This is a genomic window from Flavobacterium sp. IB48 (assembly GCF_016405855.1).
Classification (GTDB): Bacteria; Bacteroidota; Bacteroidia; order Flavobacteriales; family Flavobacteriaceae; genus Flavobacterium; species Flavobacterium ginsengisoli.
The window spans coordinates 227,951-246,826 of the sequence record NZ_JAEFCA010000004.1; the positions used below are offsets into that span (position 1 = coordinate 227,951).

16 protein-coding genes are annotated in these 18,876 nt (G+C 31.8%); 13 read left to right on the forward strand and 3 right to left on the reverse strand.

Features of this window, described 5'->3' with window-relative positions:
- Positions 1 to 86 precede the first annotated feature (86 nt).
- The 5 genes from JC605_RS14500 to JC605_RS14520 all read left to right on the forward strand — a co-directional run bounded on the left by JC605_RS14500 (position 87) and on the right by JC605_RS14520 (position 5,007).
- Positions 87 to 941 carry a hypothetical protein gene (locus tag JC605_RS14500; protein ID WP_198856878.1) on the forward strand — a complete coding sequence of 285 codons (855 nt, stop codon included), beginning with the start codon at positions 87 to 89 and terminating at the stop codon, positions 939 to 941.
- Positions 942 to 1,027: 86 nt separating this feature from the next.
- Positions 1,028 to 1,630, forward strand: a complete 603-nt coding sequence (locus tag JC605_RS14505; protein WP_198856879.1) for a trimeric intracellular cation channel family protein — start codon at positions 1,028 to 1,030, stop codon at positions 1,628 to 1,630.
- A 6-nt stretch (positions 1,631 to 1,636) separates the two neighbouring features.
- Complete coding sequence (locus JC605_RS14510) at positions 1,637 to 2,614, forward strand: GNAT family N-acetyltransferase (protein ID WP_198856880.1); 978 nt, start codon at positions 1,637 to 1,639, stop codon at positions 2,612 to 2,614.
- 13 nt (positions 2,615 to 2,627) lie between these two features.
- Complete coding sequence (locus tag JC605_RS14515) at positions 2,628 to 3,728, forward strand: DegT/DnrJ/EryC1/StrS aminotransferase family protein (protein WP_198856881.1); 1,101 nt, start codon at positions 2,628 to 2,630, stop codon at positions 3,726 to 3,728.
- 1 nt (position 3,729) lies between these two features.
- Positions 3,730 to 5,007, forward strand: coding sequence for an O-antigen translocase (locus JC605_RS14520; RefSeq protein ID WP_233074118.1), 1,278 nt, complete (start codon positions 3,730 to 3,732; stop codon positions 5,005 to 5,007).
- A 39-nt stretch (positions 5,008 to 5,046) separates the two neighbouring features.
- On the opposite strand, the gene JC605_RS14525 is transcribed toward JC605_RS14520, so the two are convergent.
- The gene (locus JC605_RS14525; RefSeq protein ID WP_198856882.1) at positions 5,047 to 6,186 is read right to left on the reverse strand and encodes a glycosyltransferase; all 1,140 of its coding nucleotides are present in this window, start codon (positions 6,184 to 6,186) and stop codon (positions 5,047 to 5,049) included.
- Between the two features lie 104 nt (positions 6,187 to 6,290).
- Between JC605_RS14525 and JC605_RS14530 the strand changes: the two genes are divergently transcribed.
- Both JC605_RS14530 and JC605_RS14535 read left to right on the forward strand, forming a co-directional pair.
- Positions 6,291 to 6,698 carry an FdtA/QdtA family cupin domain-containing protein gene (locus tag JC605_RS14530; protein WP_198856883.1) on the forward strand — a complete coding sequence of 136 codons (408 nt, stop codon included), beginning with the start codon at positions 6,291 to 6,293 and terminating at the stop codon, positions 6,696 to 6,698.
- Positions 6,695 to 7,783 carry a glycosyltransferase gene (locus JC605_RS14535; RefSeq protein WP_198856884.1) on the forward strand — a complete coding sequence of 363 codons (1,089 nt, stop codon included), beginning with the start codon at positions 6,695 to 6,697 and terminating at the stop codon, positions 7,781 to 7,783. Before JC605_RS14530 ends, JC605_RS14535 begins: the two co-directional genes overlap by 4 nt.
- On the opposite strand, the gene JC605_RS14540 is transcribed toward JC605_RS14535, so the two are convergent.
- Together JC605_RS14540 and JC605_RS14545 are read right to left on the reverse strand one after the other, a co-directional pair.
- Positions 7,770 to 8,651 (reverse strand): glycosyltransferase, encoded by an 882-nt coding sequence (locus JC605_RS14540; protein WP_198856885.1) that lies wholly within the window; start codon positions 8,649 to 8,651, stop codon positions 7,770 to 7,772. The genes JC605_RS14535 and JC605_RS14540 overlap by 14 nt on opposite strands.
- Positions 8,651 to 9,334 (reverse strand): cell division ATP-binding protein FtsE, encoded by a 684-nt coding sequence (locus tag JC605_RS14545; protein ID WP_198857229.1) that lies wholly within the window; start codon positions 9,332 to 9,334, stop codon positions 8,651 to 8,653. The genes JC605_RS14540 and JC605_RS14545 overlap by 1 nt, the downstream gene beginning before the upstream one ends.
- Before the next feature lie 330 nt (positions 9,335 to 9,664).
- On the opposite strand from JC605_RS14545, the gene JC605_RS14550 reads away from it, so the two are divergent.
- The 6 genes from JC605_RS14550 to asnB all read left to right on the forward strand — a co-directional run bounded on the left by JC605_RS14550 (position 9,665) and on the right by asnB (position 18,862).
- A complete protein-coding gene (locus JC605_RS14550) occupies positions 9,665 to 12,679 on the forward strand; it encodes a tetratricopeptide repeat protein (protein ID WP_198856886.1) in 3,015 nt (1,004 codons plus the stop codon).
- Between the two features lie 92 nt (positions 12,680 to 12,771).
- On the forward strand, positions 12,772 to 13,635 hold the full coding sequence (locus tag JC605_RS14555) for a PhzF family phenazine biosynthesis protein (RefSeq protein WP_198856887.1): 864 nt from the start codon (positions 12,772 to 12,774) through the stop codon (positions 13,633 to 13,635).
- A gap of 141 nt (positions 13,636 to 13,776) precedes the next feature.
- A complete protein-coding gene (locus JC605_RS14560; protein WP_198856888.1) occupies positions 13,777 to 15,528 on the forward strand; it encodes a TonB-dependent receptor in 1,752 nt (583 codons plus the stop codon).
- Positions 15,529 to 15,660: 132 nt separating this feature from the next.
- Positions 15,661 to 16,191 carry a GNAT family N-acetyltransferase gene (locus tag JC605_RS14565; RefSeq protein WP_198856889.1) on the forward strand — a complete coding sequence of 177 codons (531 nt, stop codon included), beginning with the start codon at positions 15,661 to 15,663 and terminating at the stop codon, positions 16,189 to 16,191.
- A gap of 64 nt (positions 16,192 to 16,255) precedes the next feature.
- A complete protein-coding gene (locus tag JC605_RS14570; protein ID WP_198856890.1) occupies positions 16,256 to 16,705 on the forward strand; it encodes a hypothetical protein in 450 nt (149 codons plus the stop codon).
- Positions 16,706 to 17,188: 483 nt separating this feature from the next.
- Positions 17,189 to 18,862: an asparagine synthase B gene (asnB, locus tag JC605_RS14575; RefSeq protein WP_177210404.1), complete on the forward strand. Its 1,674-nt coding sequence runs from the start codon at positions 17,189 to 17,191 to the stop codon at positions 18,860 to 18,862.
- Positions 18,863 to 18,876 lie beyond the last annotated feature (14 nt).

The following is an 18,876-nucleotide window of genomic DNA, read 5'->3' on the forward strand; positions in this document are numbered from 1 at the left end:
TGGGGTTTTCTGAGTTTTAATGATAATTTTTTAAAATTTCTTCGTAAATTTATATATAGATAATTAATTCATAAATTTCCAAACAAATGAAAATTACAAAGCCTTTTCTCGTATTGTTAATGCTATTATCTGCTTGTGTAAGTTTTGCCCAAAGCGGAAAAAAATTAGATAAAATTATAAAAAGAGATTATCAGATAATAGAATGCACGATTTCTAAAATGTCTGATAAAACCGTAGAATATTCGCTTCCAGGCGAGACAATCCAGATTTCATTAGACGTTTCGCAAATTGCCAAAATCGATTTTGCAAGCGGAAGATCTCAAACTTTTGACGTTTCTTCAAACGCAAATAATAACGCTCAAAGTGCATCATCTCAAAACATAGCAATTGCAGATAAACAGCACAATACAATTGCCGTATTGCCAATTCCTTACATAAATGCAGACAATCAGCAAGGTTCTGAAGATATGGCAAAATTTGCACAAAACGATTTGTACAACAAGCTGTTAGATAAATCATCAAATATTTTTCCGTTAACAGTTCAAGATTTAAGAACAACAAACAGTTTATTGCACAAAGCTGGTATTGACCACAATAATATTGATGAAACACCAATAGAAGATCTTGAAAAAATACTTGGAGTTGATAATATTGTTGCTGCAAAAGTTTCTTATACAATTGGAACAGGAACTACCGCTACGACTTACAACAGCGGAAATGCAAAAGTGAGCAATAACAATAAAAAAGTAACAACAAACGATATTTCTACAACAACAGCAAATGACCAAAAGTATTATTACTATACGGTTTATTTTGACATGTATAGAAATACAGATAAAATCTATTCTCAAACCCGTAAACCTTTGTTGGCGGTAAAAGACGGATGGATGGATTCTATTTCCTATTTATTGAAAAGAAGTCCGATTTACGTAAAAAAATGATAAATGTTTTTAGGAGTTACATTTGCTAAGATTATTCCTTACAACTTTGTAACTTTGACGCTTTGCATCTTTGTAACTCAAAAAAAATGTTTCACTTACTTGATATTATTGGGACAATGGCATTTGCCATGTCTGGCGCCCTAACTGCAATGCATAAAAAATTAGATCCGTTTGGAGTTTTTATTATTGCATTTGTAACCGCGGTTGGAGGCGGAACGCTTCGTGATGTCTTAATTGGAAGAACTCCTGTTGGCTGGATGCGTGATATGCAATACGTATATGTGATCATTTTAGGATTTTTTCTAGCAATTCTTTTCAGAAAAAGCTTCGATAAACTTCGTACCTCATTGTTTCTTTTTGATACAATCGGGCTCGGAGTTTTTACTTTAATAGGACTTGAAAGAGGCCTTATAACAGGACTTCATCCTGCAATTTGTATTGCGTTAGGAACAATGACTGCCTGCTTTGGTGGTGTAATTCGTGATATTTTGTGTAACGAAATTCCAAACGTTTTTAGAGAAGAAATCTATGCAACGATCTGTATTTTTGGTGGACTTGTATTTTTTGGATTACGAAAACTAAATCTCAATGACGATATCTTATATCTGGTTACCTCTCTGGTTATTATTGTGATTAGATTGTTGGCAGTAAAATACAAATGGCATTTAAAGGCATTTGATCATATGTAATTAAGTATGACGAAATTTACCATTAAAAAATACGATCAGAATGATTATTTAGTTTGGAACGATTTTGTCGCTCAGGCCAAAAATGCCACGTTTTTATTTCATCGCGATTTTATGGAATACCATAAAGATCGATTCGAAGATTTTTCGCTTTTAGTATTTGAAGATGAAAAATTGTATGCTATTCTTCCAGCCAATAAAAAAGGAAAAGCGCTATATTCTCATCAAGGTTTAACTTATGGTGGACTTGTTTATAATGAGCAAACCAAACAAAAAGCAGTTATTGAAATACTGAGAGATATATTGTTTTTTCTGAATGAAAATAATTTTGATACATTACATCTTAAAACCCTCCCTTCAATTTATCAGCTAAAACCGGCTGAGGAAATTTTATATGGTTTGTTTTTGGCAGAAGCAAAGCTGGTTAGAAGAGACTCTCTTTCTGTAATTGATTTACAGCAGGAGAAAACAATGTCGAAAATTAGAAAAAGAGGACTTAAAAAAGCAATTTCCAATAAATTGATTATTAAAGAAGATAATGATTTTGAATTGTTTTGGAGCAAAATTCTCATTCCGAATTTAGAAAAAACACATGATGCCATACCAGTTCATTCAATTGAGGAAATAAATAAACTGAAATCGCTTTTTCCTGAAAATATTCATCAATTTAATGTTTACAAAAATGATGAGATTGTAGGCGGAACAACGATTTTTGAAACAAAAAATGTGGCACATTGCCAGTATATTTCAAAAAAACCAGACCAAGAAGATTTAGGAAGTTTAGATTATCTTTTTCATTATCTGATTCATGAACGTTTTTCTGAAAAACGCTTTTTTGATTTTGGAATTTCAAATGAAAATCAAGGAAAAAAACTAAACGAAGGACTAGCTTATTGGAAGGAAAGTTTTGGCGCAAGTACTATTGTACAAGATTTTTATGAAGTTAACACCGCCAATTATACTAAACTAGAGGACATTCTTATTTAAAAATAGAACATCGATGATATCTTTTCTTGATCTTAAAAAAATAAATGAACCTTATGAAACTGCTTTTCAAGAAAAACTGAAATCGGTTTTAGAAAATGGCTGGTATATTTTAGGGAAAGAAGTAGAAACATTTGAAAAGGCTTTTGCCCAATATTGCCAATCTAAATATTGTGTTGGAGTAGGAAACGGATTTGATGCTTTGGTTCTTATTTTTAAAGGTTATATCGAACTCAAGAAACTCAAAAAAGGAGACGAAGTTATTGTTCCTGCAAATACCTATATTGCAAGTATTTTAGCCATTTTGCAAGCAGATTTAGTTCCTGTTTTGGTTGAACCAAGATTGGATACTTATAATATAAATCCAGATTTGATCGAGGAGAACATAACTCCCAAAACTAGAGCTATTTTGGCTGTTCATTTATACGGACAAATAGCTGAAATGGAAAGAATAACGAAAATTGCAGAAAAGCATAATTTGGTTATTGTAGAAGATTGTGCACAATCGCACGGATCAATTGACAACCAATACTTAACAAATAATAATCTAAATTCGGCTTGCGCTTACAGCTTTTATCCAGGAAAAAACTTAGGATGTTTAGGCGATGGTGGAGCTATTACTACAAATAATGCAGCGCTGGCAAAAGTGCTTTTTTCGCTTCGAAATTATGGTTCGGAGACAAAATATTATAATGATTATGTAGGTTTGAATTCACGATTAGATGAAATACAGGCTGGTTTTTTAAATCTGAAATTACCCAATTTAAATTCGGATAACGAGAAAAGAAGAATCATTGCAAAACGATATCTTTCAGAAATTAAAAACGATAAGATAGTGCTTCCGTTCTGGGATTTTTCAGCCAATCATGTTTTTCACTTATTTGTCATTCGAACAGAAAATAGAGCACATTTGCAAGAATATCTAGCTCAACATACTATTCAAACCGTCATTCATTATCCAATTCCGCCACATAAGCAAAAAGCTTTTTCTGAGTTGAATAATCTTTCGTTTCCAATTACCGAGAAAATTCATAATGAAGTTCTGAGTCTGCCGATGAGTCCAGTTTTAACGCACGCTGAGGTTGATTTTATTGTAGAAACTCTAAATCGATACTAATTTGAATTTTTATAAAAAAATAGTTCAAACGGGTTTGTTTAAGGTTACTTCTTTGAACAGTTTAAGCGTTGCGCTGAAAATAGGAATCGGATTGATTACGTCAAAAATATTGGCTGTTTTTGTAGGTCCAAACGGAATGGCGTTGGTTGGAAATCTTCGTAATTTTTTAACTTCTCTGGAGACCATTTCTGTTTTAGGTTTTCAAAACGGAATTGTAAAATATACAGCCGAAAACGAAAAGAGTAGGATAGAACTTCAAAAGATAATCACAACCGTTTTTATCACTCTATTGCTTATTGCGGGGCTTTTAAGCATTTTCTTATTTCTAACAGCTTCTTATTGGAATAACAAAATTTTTGGAGACAATCTAGAATATCTTATTGTTTTTAAAGTTTTGGCATTGGTTTTACCCGGATATGGACTTTCTGTTTTTTTTATAGCAATAATTAATGGCTTGGGTAAATTCAAAAAAGTAATCTCAATTAATATTGTCGGAAATATTATGGGTTTAATGGCCTCTCTTTTTCTGATTACGCAGTTTAAAACTATTGGAGCTTTAATGTCAATTGTAATTACTCCTGCATTATTATTTTTTGTCACTTTTTATCTGATTCAGAAAGAGATTCAGTTTTTTCAAATCATAAGATTTCATTTGTTCGATTTCCGAATTCTAAAAAACCTTTCGTCTTATTCCTTAATGGCTGTGGTTTCATCTGTTTTTGGACCTTTTGTATTTCTATCTATTCGAAATCATATTATTCATGATTTAGGAATAGAACAAGCAGGATATTGGGAAACTATGACAAGAATTTCTACTTATTATTTGATGTTTGCCAGTACAATTTTAAGTGTTTATTTTTTGCCGAAATTATCTAAAGCTCAAAATGGTTTAGAAACCAAAAACATTTTCTTGCAGTATTATAAATACATTTTACCTGTTTTTGTTTGTGGATTAACGGTGATTTATCTAATGAGATTTTTTATTATTCGACTGCTTTTTACAAAAGAATTTTTGCCCGTTACCGATTTGTTTTTCTGGCAGCTGTTAGGAGATATTTTTAAAATTGCTTCGCTTATTTTAGGTTATCAATTGTTTGCCAAAAAAAAGACTTCTGCATTCATTTTAAGTGAGTTGTTTTCGCTTGTAATATTGTACTTTTTTAGTTTGTACTTTATTCGAATTTATGGAATTGAAGGAGTTGTTATAGGGTATGCATTAGATAATTTTATTTACTTTCTTGTATTGTTTTTCTACTTTAGATCTGTTTTTAAACAATGATTTTTAGGCTGCTCAAATTTGTCTAAGGTTAAAATAGAGTTAGAAATTTTTCCAGACATCAAGATATTGCTGTGCAACTTTGATATAATCATGTTCCTTTTCAATAAACGCTCTTGCGCGTTTTCCTATTGCCGTAATCTCAGTCGGATTTTCTATAAGAAAAGATAGTTCGTCAACAAGATAATCAACATCAGGAAGTGCATTAATACACACTCTTTCGGATATTTTGTAATACTCCATAAATTCAGATTCAGCACCTGTAAACACTACTTTGCCTTTTGCCATTGCTTCGAGTGCATTATATCCTTGATCACAGGAATAAGCTTGATCTAATAAGATATGTGCTTTGTTATACAGTTCAATATAAACAGGATAAGGAATTGTATTTGCGATTATTATTTCGACTTTGTCAGAGTACTTTTTTTGAATTATATCTAAAGCTTTTTCAAAAAACAGAATACCTTTTTGATGGTAACTCCATTTGCTTATGCCGAGAAAAATAATAATCTTTTCGGCTATAACAAGTTCTTCAGAAATTAGTTTTTTGGTATTGACAGGACAGGGAATAAATCCTGAGTATTTTGGATTTTTACTATTTGCCTCAACATAATCAAAATCAGTTGCAATGATTCCATTAAATTTTGCTTTAATAAAATCGTGTATTTTAGAATGGCTTTTGCTAAGATAAGCATAGAAAGCTTTAAATTCTTTGTCTTCTTTAGGATTCGTAAAATAAGGCTGAAGAATTGATTTTTTAGATGGATTTTCAATGTAATATGTGAGTGTAGAATAATCAATTCCAGTAGATAGCATGAAAGCTTTTTTGTTTGCAGAACAAAGCTTTTTCATAAGATAAAGCTCAAAACCCGAAGTCGTCTTTACAGAAGCTTCATTTATAAACTGAACTACATCAAAGTTTTGTAATTTGGGTAGAAATAGAAAAAAACGAAATCCAGTTTCTAATCCAGCAAAATCAAATTTAAATAAGCGATAAATTATTTTTCGAGGAATAGTAAGAACCTTAAAATTAAGATACTTAGGTTCGTAATTATAATCAAGAGGATATTTTCTAAAGCCGTCTTTATTTCCAATTAAAACAACTTCATGACCGAGTTCAAGCAATCCTTCTTTTAAAGAATTATGCAAAAGACTGTATTCGCCAACAAGTAAAACCCTCATTAATGTTATATTTGATACGAAATTAAGAAATCAATAATTAATATTTGCGATCTAAAGGCATATATCATTAACAAGCATTTTGAGGAATGTTTTAAAATAGTAATATGGAAACGACAATTAATGATATTCAATACATAAAATTTCCGGTAGTAGAGGATGTTAGAGGTAATTTGGCTTTTATACAAAATGATATTTTACCTTTTGAGTTTAAGCGAATTTATTACCTTTTTGATATCCCGAGCAATGCTTTTCGAGGAGGCCATTCGCATATAGAACAGCATGAAATTTTAGTGGCGCTTAGTGGCAGTTTTTATGTTACATTGGATGATGGTTTTCAAAAAACTAAAATTTTACTAAATAAGCCAGATGTGGGATTGCATTTAGTCAATGGATTGTGGCGTGAACTTGAAGATTTTTCTTCTGGAGCTGTATGTCTTGTTTTAGCATCAGATGTTTTTGATGAAGATGATTACATAAGAGATTATGACAAATTTTTGATGTTTAAAAAATGAGGTTATTATACATCACCCAAAGAATTAATGAAGAAGGAGGGGTTCAGCGCGTACTTTCTGTAAAAACAGATTATTTAATAAAAAAATGGAATTATCAAATTTCTATCATCACGCAGAATGATGGGGATTCAGATGTGTTTTTCGAATTTAATAAAGCAATAAGTTTTTACGATATTTCATTAAAAAAAGGTAAACTTTTGAATTTGATTGAATATAAAAAACAACTTCAAAAATACATTAGTCTATTACAACCTGATTGCATAATCATCTCTGACTTTGCATTAAAATCATTTTCAATTCCATTATTTTTAAAAACAGACGTTCCTATTATATTTGAAGCTCATGGCTCAAGATTTAATGAATATAGAAAAACATTTTTTGGGAGATTTACGGGTAAATTAAAATATGAATATCGGAACTACTGTGCTTCTAAATTTTTATTTTTCGTTGCATTATCAAAAGAAAGTTTAGAAGAATGGTCTATTAAAAACGGAAGAGTAATTTCTAATCCGTTATGGTTTAAAATGATCCAAACTGCAGAATTGGAAGAAAAGAAAATTATAATGGTTGCCAGACATTCTTATGAAAAAGGAATTGACAGAATATTGAAAATGTGGCCATTGATAGTACAGAAATATCCAGAATGGAAATTGGAAATTTTTGGAAAATCAAATAAAACACTTCAGCTTGAAAAACAGCAGAATGATAAAAATATTACATTCTCTAATCCAGTGCATAATATTCAGGAAATCTATAAATCGGCTTCAATATTGGTAATGACTTCTCGAAATGAAGCGTTACCAATGGTATTAATTGAAGCTATGGCTATTGGTCTTCCTTGTGTGGCTTATGATTGTCCTGTAGGTCCAAAAGCCATTATTAGAAACAATGAGAATGGTTTTCTTATTGACGAAGATGATGAAACGTCTTTCATTGAAAAATTAAGTTTATTAATCGAAGACGAAATGTTACGAAAAAAAATGGGAGTAAAAGCCCAAGAAAGTGTTCAAAAGTATGATATGGATATTATAATGCAACAATGGAAAAATTTCTTTGAAGAAATTGTAAAAACTAATTTAAAGTAGAATAGTATCCAAGACGATAAATATCAAAAATAAAAAGCGAAGGCTTTTTACTTAATAATTGTTTTTCCAATAAAGGTCTAAAAATCTTAAAACCGACAGCGATTAAAGCTGTAAGATGATATTTTTTAATGATTTGAAAATAATGAGACAGTTTAACGTAATCTGGAGAAATTAAATTCGAATCGACTAAATTTTTTAAACCTAAGATAGCTTCTTCAGATTTTCTCAAAAATGTTTTGCTGTCTTCTAATCCAAGATGAAAAACCGGATTATCAATATGAATAACCTTAATTTGATTTTGTTTTAGATCAAAAGAGAACAAAGTGTCTTCGTGTCTCAGATTTGGAATTTCTTCGTTAAATCTTACTTTAGAAAAAATGCTTTTTTTAATGAGAAAGTTTAAAGTCAAGAAAGAAAGATACGGATTTTTTATGCGTTCAGAAACTGGTAGAGCTTCTCTTTCTTTTCCGTAAAACCATCTTAAAAGTTCACTTTTTAAAGGTTTAGAACTTTCATATAAAATTCCTCCGTAGACTATTTTTTCTTCATTATCGATATAAGAAATGTAGTTTGAAATAAAATCTTTTCCTATTGGCATCGTATCGGCATCCAGAAAAAGTAAATTTTCGTAAAAGGCTTTTTTGGCTAATAAATTTCGAATAGCACTTCTTCCAATATTTTTCTCTAAAACAACAAAAGAGCAATTTTGAAATTGATCAATTTTTTGATTTTCAATTGTAAAAAGACTTGAGGCATCGTCAAAGCAAAGAATTTCAAAAATAATCCCACAAGAAGTGCATTGCTTTACGAGCTCGCTTACAAGCGGTAAAACATTACAATTGTAAATTGGAATTAAAATGGAAAGCATTACACGCTTCTTTGCACCACTTCGAAGATTCTTTCATCTTCGCATTTTAAGGTTTTAGATGGAAATTTCATCAATAAAGCATAATCATGAGTCGCCATAATCACAGTTTTACCTGCGGCATTGATCGCTTTTAAAACTTCTAAAACTTCAGAACTAGTTTGAGGATCAAGATTTCCTGTTGGCTCATCGGCTAAAATAAATTCTGGATCATTAAGAAGCGCTCTTGCAATTGCAACACGCTGCTGTTCTCCTCCAGAAAGTTGATGAGGCATTTTGTTCATAAAATCTTTCATTCCTACTTTGTCCAAAACTTCATCAATTTTGTGTTGCATAGCTTCTTTTTCAGTCCATCCTGTAGCTCTCAAAACAAAAAGCATGTTGTCTTTAATAGAACGGTCTGGAAGCAGTTTGAAGTCTTGGAATACAATACCAATTTTACGTCTTAAATAAGGAATGTCGTTTTCTTTTAAAGTTGCCAAATCAAATTCAACAATATGCCCTTCGCCTTCAATTAACGGTAGATCAGCATATAAAGTTTTAAGAAAACTACTTTTTCCAGAACCGGTTTTCCCGATAATGTAGATGAACTCACCATGATTAACATCTAAGTTAATGTGAGATATAATTTTTCTTCCTTCTTGATATATAGTGACTTCTTTAAGAGATAGTACGGTTTGTGACATAATAAAATTGGTTTGAATGGTAAAAGTAATAAGATAACGCTTGTATTCAAAATAATTTTGAATCATTTCTTAGGAAAAAGTTTAAAAACCAAACTGTATAATCAATATAAGTTCATTTGATAAATAGCAGGAAAGTTTTCTTACGCTTAAAATATCCAATGGCATTTAGTGGGTTTTTATTATTTGTTTTAGAAAGTTTGAGAACCAATAATTTGAAGTTTTTTAAAGCGTAAAATAGCAGCAGTTTCGTAATTTGTTCATAATAAAACCTCAAAACGTTTCGTTATAACCCGTATAAAATGATACATTTGAATACTAAATATTACTAAAATGCGTAAACTTTCCAGGTTCTTTTTATTCCAAATTTTCCTTGCCTCGTCTATAGCTTCGGCACAAAAATCGGCTATTTATACGTACGAATTAAAGGATTTTGACAAAGCACTGGCTTTATATAACGACAAACAATATGATTCGGCACAATTGATTTTTGAAAAAGTAAAAAACAATACTACAAATGAAGAAGTACAGTCTGACTGTGCTTTCTATATTGCTAATTCTGCCATTAGAACCAATAAAGCAAATGCCGATGCTTTGGTAGAGAAATTTGTAAATGATTATCCGACTAGTACCAAACAGAATCAGGCTTATATTGAGGCTGCACAATATTTCTTCGAACAAGGAAATTATCCAAAAGCTTTGCAGTGGTTTGATAAAGTTGACGAAAGCTACATGAGTAAAACAGAATCGGATAAGTTTAACTTCATGAAAGGCTATAGCTATTTTAATGCTAAAAAGAAAAAAGAAGCAACTAACTATTTTAATAAAGTAGTAAACTCTAAAGAATATGGTTCTCAAGCCAAATATTATTTAGGATTTATGGCTTATGAAGGTGACGATTACAAAGAAGCAACGAAGTATTTTGATGAGGTTTCGGGTGAAGAAAAATACAAAGAAAAGCTTTCTTATTATCAGGCTGATATGAATTTCAAGTTAGGAAATTTCCAAAAAGCGATTGATTTAGGATTGGTAGCCATGAACAAATCGAATGATATTGAGAAATCGGAACTGAATAAAATTATTGGAGAAAGTTATTTCAACTTAAAACAATATGGAAAAGCAATTCCGTATTTAGAACAATATGCAGGAAAAAAAGGTAAGTGGAATAATACCGATTTCTATCAGTTAGGTTATGCGTATTATGAACAAAAAGAATACGAAAAAGCAATTTCTCAATTCAATAAAATTATTGAAGGAAAAGATTTTGTGGCTCAAAATGCTTACTATCATTTAGGATTAAGTTATTTAAATACAGGTAAAAAGCAAGAAGCTTTAAACGCTTTTAAAAATGCATCTGAAATGGATTTTAATGCTCAAATTCAAGAAGATGCGGCTTTAAATTATGCTAAATTGAGTTATGATATTGGAAACGCTTATCAGGCTGTTCCTGGTATTTTATTAGATTTCCTTAAAAAATATCCAAACAATTCAAGTCGTTCAGAAGTAGAAAAACTATTGGTTGATTCTTATATTTCTTCTAAAAACTATAAAGAGGCTTTAGTTTTATTAGAAAAAAATAGAAGTGCAGAAAATAAAGCAGCATACCAAAAAGTGCTTTTTTACCGCGGATTGGAATTGTACAACGAAAATAATTACCAAGAATCGGGTAAAATGTTCAAAAGTGCTATCAGTGAACAAAAAACTCCTGAGTTTACAGCGCGTGCCACTTTCTGGAAAGCAGAAACAGAATATCTAAATGATGATATGCAAAATGCTCTTCTAACGTATAAACAGTTTGCTGGAATGGCTGCCGCAAAATCTACAGACGAATATAAGAACATTAATTATAATATTGGCTACACATATTTTAAACTGAAAGATTACGATCAGGCAGCAAATTCTTTTCAAGCTCAAATTGATAATTCACCATCAGACAAAGTTCGTTTAAACGATTCTTATTTACGTTTGGGAGATTGCCGTTTTGTAACTTCAAAATATAGCGCAGCAAACGAAGCTTACGCAAAAGCAATTGCTGCAAAAGGCGTAGACGCAGATTATGCTCAATTCCAAAAAGCACTTTCTTACGGATTTATGTCTAAAAATGATAAGAAAGTCGATGAGTTAAATAATTTCCTTCAGATGTACAAAAAGTCATCTTACCGTGACGATGCTTTATTTGAATTAGGAAATACTTATGTTGCTGAAAAGAAAAACGATCAAGCAATTAAAACTTATGATCAATTGATTTCTGAATTTAATAACGGATCTTTTACTTCAAAAGCAATTTTGAAACAAGGTTTGATTTATTATAATTCAGATCGTGATCAACAGGCTTTAACAAAATTTAAAAAAGTGGCTGCCGAATTCCCGAAAACTCCAGAAGCTTTAGAAGCAGTAGCTACAGCACGATTAATTTATGTAGACTCTGGAAAAGTAGACGAATATGCAACTTGGGTTCGTACATTAGATTTCGTTGCCGTTACAGATGCAGAATTGGATAATGATACTTACGATGCAGCTTTTAAACAATACAGTCAAAATAATTCGAAACAAGCAATTACTGGTTTCGCGGGTTACGTTTCTAAATTCCCGAACGGAATGCATGCGCTGGAAGCAAATTTCTATCTGGCTCAGCTTACTTATGCAGAAGGTTCTGAAACTAAATCAATCGCTAATTATCAATTTGTAATTGATCAGCCTAGAAACGAGTTTACAGAGCAAGCTTTAAACAGATTGGCTCAGATTTATTTGAAAACAAAAGATTGTGATAAAGCAATTCCGGTTCTAACAAGGTTAGAAAGTGAAGCCGATTACCCTCAGAATAAAACTTTTGCACAAGCCAACTTAATGAAATGTTATTACGACAAAAAAGATTATGACCGTTCTGTAGTTGCTGCTGAAAAAGTATTAGAAAATCCGAAATCGGATGCAGGCGTAAAAGCAGATGCACAAATTATTGTAGCGCGTGCAGCAATGCAAACAGGAAATGAAGATAAAGCAAAAGCGGCTTATGCAAAACTTTCAGCTACTTCAAAAGGAGAATTAGCGGCAGAAGCTTTGTATTATGATGCGTATTTCAAAACAAAAGAAGGGAAATATGAAGCTTCAAATACGGCAGTTCAAAAACTGGCAAAAAGCTATTCTGCTTATAAATATTATGGAGCGAAAGGTTTGGTGTTAATGGCGAAAAACTTCTACGGATTGAAAGACAGCTATCAAGCAACTTATATTTTGGATAACGTAATTAACAACTTTACAGATTATCCAGATGTTGTCGAAGAAGCGAAAAAAGAATTAGCAGCAATTAAATCGGAAGAATCAAAAACAAATTCGTCGATTAATAGATAGTTTAAGTAGTGAAAAGTGAAATGTTTTTTGTGAAATAGAAAATAACGAAAAACATTTTACATCTCATAAATCACATTTTACAAGAAAAAATAATGAGTTTACCTTTTTATATAGTTGATGTTTTTGCTGATAAAAAATATGCTGGAAATCAGTTGGCAGTTTTTATGGATGCAGAAAATCTAAGTACAGCACAAATGCAGCAGATGGCACGCGAGATTAATTTTGCAGAAAGCACATTTGTAACCAAACTGGATAAAACCAATAATAAAGCAGAAATTAGAATTTTTACGCCAGCGCACGAAATGCAGTTTGCGGGACATCCGATTATTGGAACTTCTTGGGTTTTGATGAATAAGATTTTTGAAAATGCTCCTAATGAAATAAAATTAGAAGTGCCAATTGGACCAATTTCAATCAATAAATCAGATGATTTGATTTGGTTAAAAGCGGCTCAGCCAAAGTTTTGGGATACTTTTTCAAAAATAGATTTTACTTTTTTCAGCAACTTGAAAGTAAGTGATTTCGAAAATCAGTTTCCAATTCAGGAAGTCACAACTGGAAGTGCTTTTGTAATGGTTGGATTAAGCAGTAAAAGAGCATTAGAAAACTTGGTTTTGGATAAAGATAAAGCTGATGAATGGATGAAACAGCACTGTAAAACAGACCACAGAGGTTTATACTTTTATTATTTAGAAGGAGAAAAATTGTTCAGCAGAATGTTGTGTATTGAGCATAATCAATTGGTAGAAGATGCTGCAACAGGAAGCGCAAGTACCTGTTTACAGGCTTTTTTATTAAAATATCATAAACCTGAATTTGAATTGACAAATCATCAAGGAGATTACATCGGACGTCCGTCTGAGATCTATTTTAATGGAAAACTAAACGGAGAACAATTCGATATTAAAATAGGAGGAAAAGCTCAGTTTGTGGCTAAAGGAGAGTGGGAAGCTTAGAAATTAGATAATTGAGATAATTAGAAAATTAGATAATGTAAAAAGTGAAATGTGAAAAGAAAGATGTAAATGTGAAAAGAGAATATCGGTTGAAAACACATTTTACATTTTGCAAACAACATTTTACACAATAATATAAATATGAAATTAAACTGCCGACATAAAATAATCATTTTGTTAGTATTATTTGCTGCTCAGTTTTCGATTGCGCAAAAGAAAAATGAAACGATCGGAACCGAAACTGTAAACGTAGTAAAACCTTATTCGCCGACTATTTCAGATGCTTTTAAAGTGAAAGAAACGCCTTCGCTTGACGATAGCGGTAATCAGCCAAAAGAAGTTATTAAATACAGTATTTTGTCTGTTCCTGTGGCATCGACTTTTACACCTTCTAAAGGAAAAGCGGAGGGCGTAGAAAAAGCAAAAAAAGAAAGATTGTTTAATAATTATGCGACTGTAGGTGTTGGTAATTATAGCACTTTAAACGCTGAGTTATTTGTAAATCAAGATTTAGGAAACAATGATTATGTGGCGGGAATGTTTCGCCATCACTCTTCTCAAGGTGGAATCAAAGATGTAGAATTGAATGATGAATTTTATGATACAGCAATAAATATTGGTTACGGTCAAAATAACAGAGATAATAACTGGAACATTGATTTAGGTTACCAAAACCAGATTTATAATTGGTACGGACTTCCGTCAGATTTTGGTTCGACAATTCCAGATCAGCGTTACGATTTGGTAAACAGCATTAATCCAGATCATTCGTACAACACAATTTCACTTGGTGGAAATGCAGAATTTACAGAAAGTATTTTTAGTAAGCTTTCTGCAAAATTTACTCATTTTTCAGATAGTTATTCTTCTTCTGAAAACAGATTTTATGTAAAGCCAACTTTTACTGTTGATGTAATGGATCAGGCAATTAAAACCAATGTAATTGTAGATCACGTAAGCGGTTCTTTCAAAAACAATTATTTTCAAGACAATACAGAAGCTTTAAAATATAGTTTTACAAATGTTGGAATTGAACCAAGTTTTGTGATTAATGAAAACGAATGGACATTAGAATTAGGAGCTGGAATCTATTACAGTGCAGATTCTGAAAACAGCGGCAATAAATTCTATTTCTATCCAAAAGTAAATGCTTCTTATAAACTAGTTGGCGATCTAATGATTTTCTATACTGGAGTAAATGGAGGTTTAAATCAGAATTCTTATGCAGATTTTGTGACAGATAATCCGTTTTTATCTCCAACTTTAAACATGCGTCCATCAAGCACGCAATACAATGTTTTTGCTGGTTTGAAAGGAAAATTGGCTAACAATGTAAATTATAACTTGACAGGTTCTTATTTGAATGAGAAAAATAAAGCATTGTTTAAAGCGAATGATTACACAGAAGTTGTTACAAACGAAGATTATGCTTTCGGGAACTCATTTGGAGTAGTTTATGAAGATATTAGAACGTTCCGTTTGTATGCAGAACTAAAAGCCGATTTCTCTCAAAATGTAACTTTCGGAATCAATGGAACTTTTAATAGTTATAACACAGATAATGCAGTTGAAGCGTGGAATTTGCCAACAATGAAATTAAGTTCGACTTTAGACGTTAATATTACTAAGCAGTGGTACGCAGGTTTGAATGTATTTTATGTTGGAGAAAGAAAAGATATGCAAACCAATACTTCTTTAGGAATCGATGCTACGCCAATTACTTTAAAAAGCTATTTTGACGCCAATGCTCATTTAGGATATAAATTTAGCGAACGTTTGACGTTTTTCTTGAAATTGAATAACATTGGAAACCAAGCTTACGAAAAATGGTTAAATTATCCTGTACAAGGATTCCAAGTTTTAGGAGGTGCAAATTATAAATTTGATTTTTAAGAGATCTTTGCCATAAAGATACTTAGGCACAAAAACATTTTAAATGAATGTGCCTTTTTTTTTCAGCCATGAACTCATGAATTTTTTGGAGTAGATTCGTGAATTCGTGGCTGTTTTTTTTAATTTTATAAAATGGAAATTAAACTACGTCAAGAAAATAAAAACGATTTTGAAAGTGTTTTTCATTTGATTGAAAAAGCTTTTGAAAAAGAAGAACACAGCGATCATAAAGAACAGTTTTTAGTAGAAAGACTAAGGAATTCTGAAGCTTTTATTCCAGAACTGTCTATTGTTGCCGAAATTGATAATAAAATTGTCGGTCATATTTTATTTACTAAACTGCAGATAAAAAATGAATCGGAAACCTTTCCTTCACTAGCACTTGCTCCAGTTTCAGTTTTACCTGAATTTCAAGGAAAAGGAGTAGGTTCTAAACTCATTTTGCACGGACACGAAATTGCAAAAAGTTTAGGTTACAAATCGGTTATTTTATTAGGGCATCAAGATTATTATCCAAGATTCGGATATGAACTTTGCGAAAAATACAATATCAAAATGCCGTTTGATGTTCCAGCTGAAAACTGTATGGTTATCGCATTAACGGAAGATGCTTTAAAAGGGATAAGCGGAGAAGTAGTATACCCAAAAGCTTTTTTCGAATAAAAATTTAAATAAAGAAAAAACCTTAGCATCTTTGCATCTCAGAACCTTAGTACCTTAAAAAAAAATGACTTTTAAAGAAAAAATATATTCTCACTACACTCAAATGGTTCAAGATCGAATAGATGTTTTTAAAGACATGATTTCAGGCTTGACCGAAGATTCAAAAAATGATGCCAAAGGTTCTGCAGGCGATAAGCATGAAACAGCTTTGTCAATGATGCATATTGAGCAAGAAAAATTGACAAATAAATTAAAAGAAGCTTTAGAGCAAAAAGCAATTTTAGACAAGATAGATCCGCTAAAAACGACAGAAAATATTGTTTTAGGAAGTTTGGTAAAAGCAAACGGAATCTATCTCTATGTAAGTGTTGCACTTCCTAAAATTACAATTGACGGAATCAATGTCATTGCACTTTCTCCACAATCTCCTTTGGGAAATCATTTAATGGGTAATAAAGCTGGATTTCAATTTGAGATTAATAAGACACATTATACGATTCAAAGCGTTGAATAATGTATTCGTCTATGAACAACTTTGTCAAAGTTTCAAACTTTGACAAAGTTTTCTAAAGATCAGACATAAAGTAATTCCATACAGTTTGTCATTTCGAGGAACGAGAAATCTTCGCAAGTAACTCCGCAACGTGTGTCGCCAATCTTTGTAGAGCTTCTTGATAATGTCTTGTATTATTGTGTAAACAATAATACAAGAACAACTTTCTAACTCTTCTTTACGAATCTTTCATTAGTAATGAAATAACTCAAAAATTAATTCAAAAAACTGGTTTAAAGTTTCAATTTTCAACCAGTTTTATAGTCCAAATTAAAATTTTCAAGTTTTGAGCTTATTTTTACTTCTAAATTTTACATTTTATATGTAAAAATAAAATTATGGTTTTAAATTGTAATTGAAATACATAATTGTGTTTTTCAATTTTAACTAATATCACATCTTTGCCCTATCAAATTAAAATTTAAAGAATTAAAATATAAAATTATGTGTGGAATTGTATGTGCCTTTGATCTTAAACAAAAAGCCGAAGCGTTAAGACCTCAAGTATTAGAAATGTCAAAAATCATTCGTCACCGCGGACCAGACTGGAGCGGAATTTACAGCAATGATAAAGCGATTCTTTCTCATGAGCGTTTGGCAATTGTAGATCCAGCTTCAGGAAAACAGCCTTTATTTACAGAAGATAAAAAACTAGTTTTAGCTGCAAATGGTGAGATTTACAACCACAGAGATTTGCGTAAACAATTTGAAGGAAAATATAACTTTCAAACTGAAAGTGACTGTGAAGTTATTTTAGCACTTTACAGAGAAAAAGGAGTAAGCTTTGTTGATGAATTAAACGGAATCTTCGGTTTCGCAATTTACGATGTTGATAAAGATGAGTATTTCGTAGCTCGTGACCACATGGGAATTATTCCATTATATATTGGATGGGATCAGCACGGAACTTTCTATGTGGCTTCTGAGTTAAAAGCTCTGGAAGGATATTGTACAAAAATCGAATTATTCCCTCCAGGACATTATTTATCAAGTAAAGACGGTGAATTTGTACAATGGTACAAAAGAGACTGGACAGAATATGATGCAGTAAAAGACAACGAAACTAGCATTCCAGAAATCAGAAAAGCATTAGAAGCTGCGGTTCACAGACAATTAATGAGTGACGTTCCTTACGGAGTTTTACTTTCTGGAGGTTTAGATTCTTCTATTACTTCAGCTGTAGCTAAGAAATTTGCTCAAAAAAGAATCGAGTCAGATGATACTACAGATGCTTGGTATCCGCAATTGCACTCTTTCTCTGTTGGATTGGAAGGTTCTCCAGATTTAGCAGCAGCAAGAAAAGTAGCAGATCATATTGGAACTATTCACCACGAAATTAAATTTACAATCCAAGAAGGTTTAGATGCAGTTCGTGATGTAATTTACAACTTAGAAACGTATGATGTGACTACAGTTAGAGCTTCGACTCCAATGTGGTTAATGGCGAGAGTGATCAAATCTATGGGAATTAAAATGGTTCTTTCAGGAGAAGGAGCAGATGAGTTGTTTGGAGGATATTTATACTTCCACAAAGCGCCAAACGCTAAAGAATTCCACGAAGAAAACGTTCGTAAATTAGGAAAACTTCACATGTACGATTGTTTACGTGCAAACAAAAGTTTAGCAGCTTGGGGAATCGAAGGTCGTGTGCCATTCTTAGATAAAGAATTTATGGATGTTGCAATGCGCATTAACCCGCAAGATAAAATGATTAACAAAGAACATCCGATGGAAAAATGGGTTGTTCGTAAAGCTTTTGAAGATATGCTTCCAGAAAGTGTTGCTTGGAGACAAAAAGAGCAATTTTCTGATGGAGTAGGATATAGCTGGATTGATACTTTGAAAGAAGTGGTAGCTAGAGAAGTTTCAGATGAGCAATTGGCAAATGCAAGATTTAAATTCCCATTGCAAACTCCAACTTCAAAAGAAGAGTATTACTATCGTTCAATTTTTACAGAACATTTCCCAAGTGATGCTGCAGCATTATGCGTTCCTCAGGAGGCAAGTGTAGCTTGTAGTACTAAAATTGCTTTGGAGTGGGATGAGGCATTCAAAAACTTAAACGATCCATCAGGAAGAGCAGTAGCAAATGTTCACGATGATGCTTATGTTAAATAATTAAGAGTTTAATT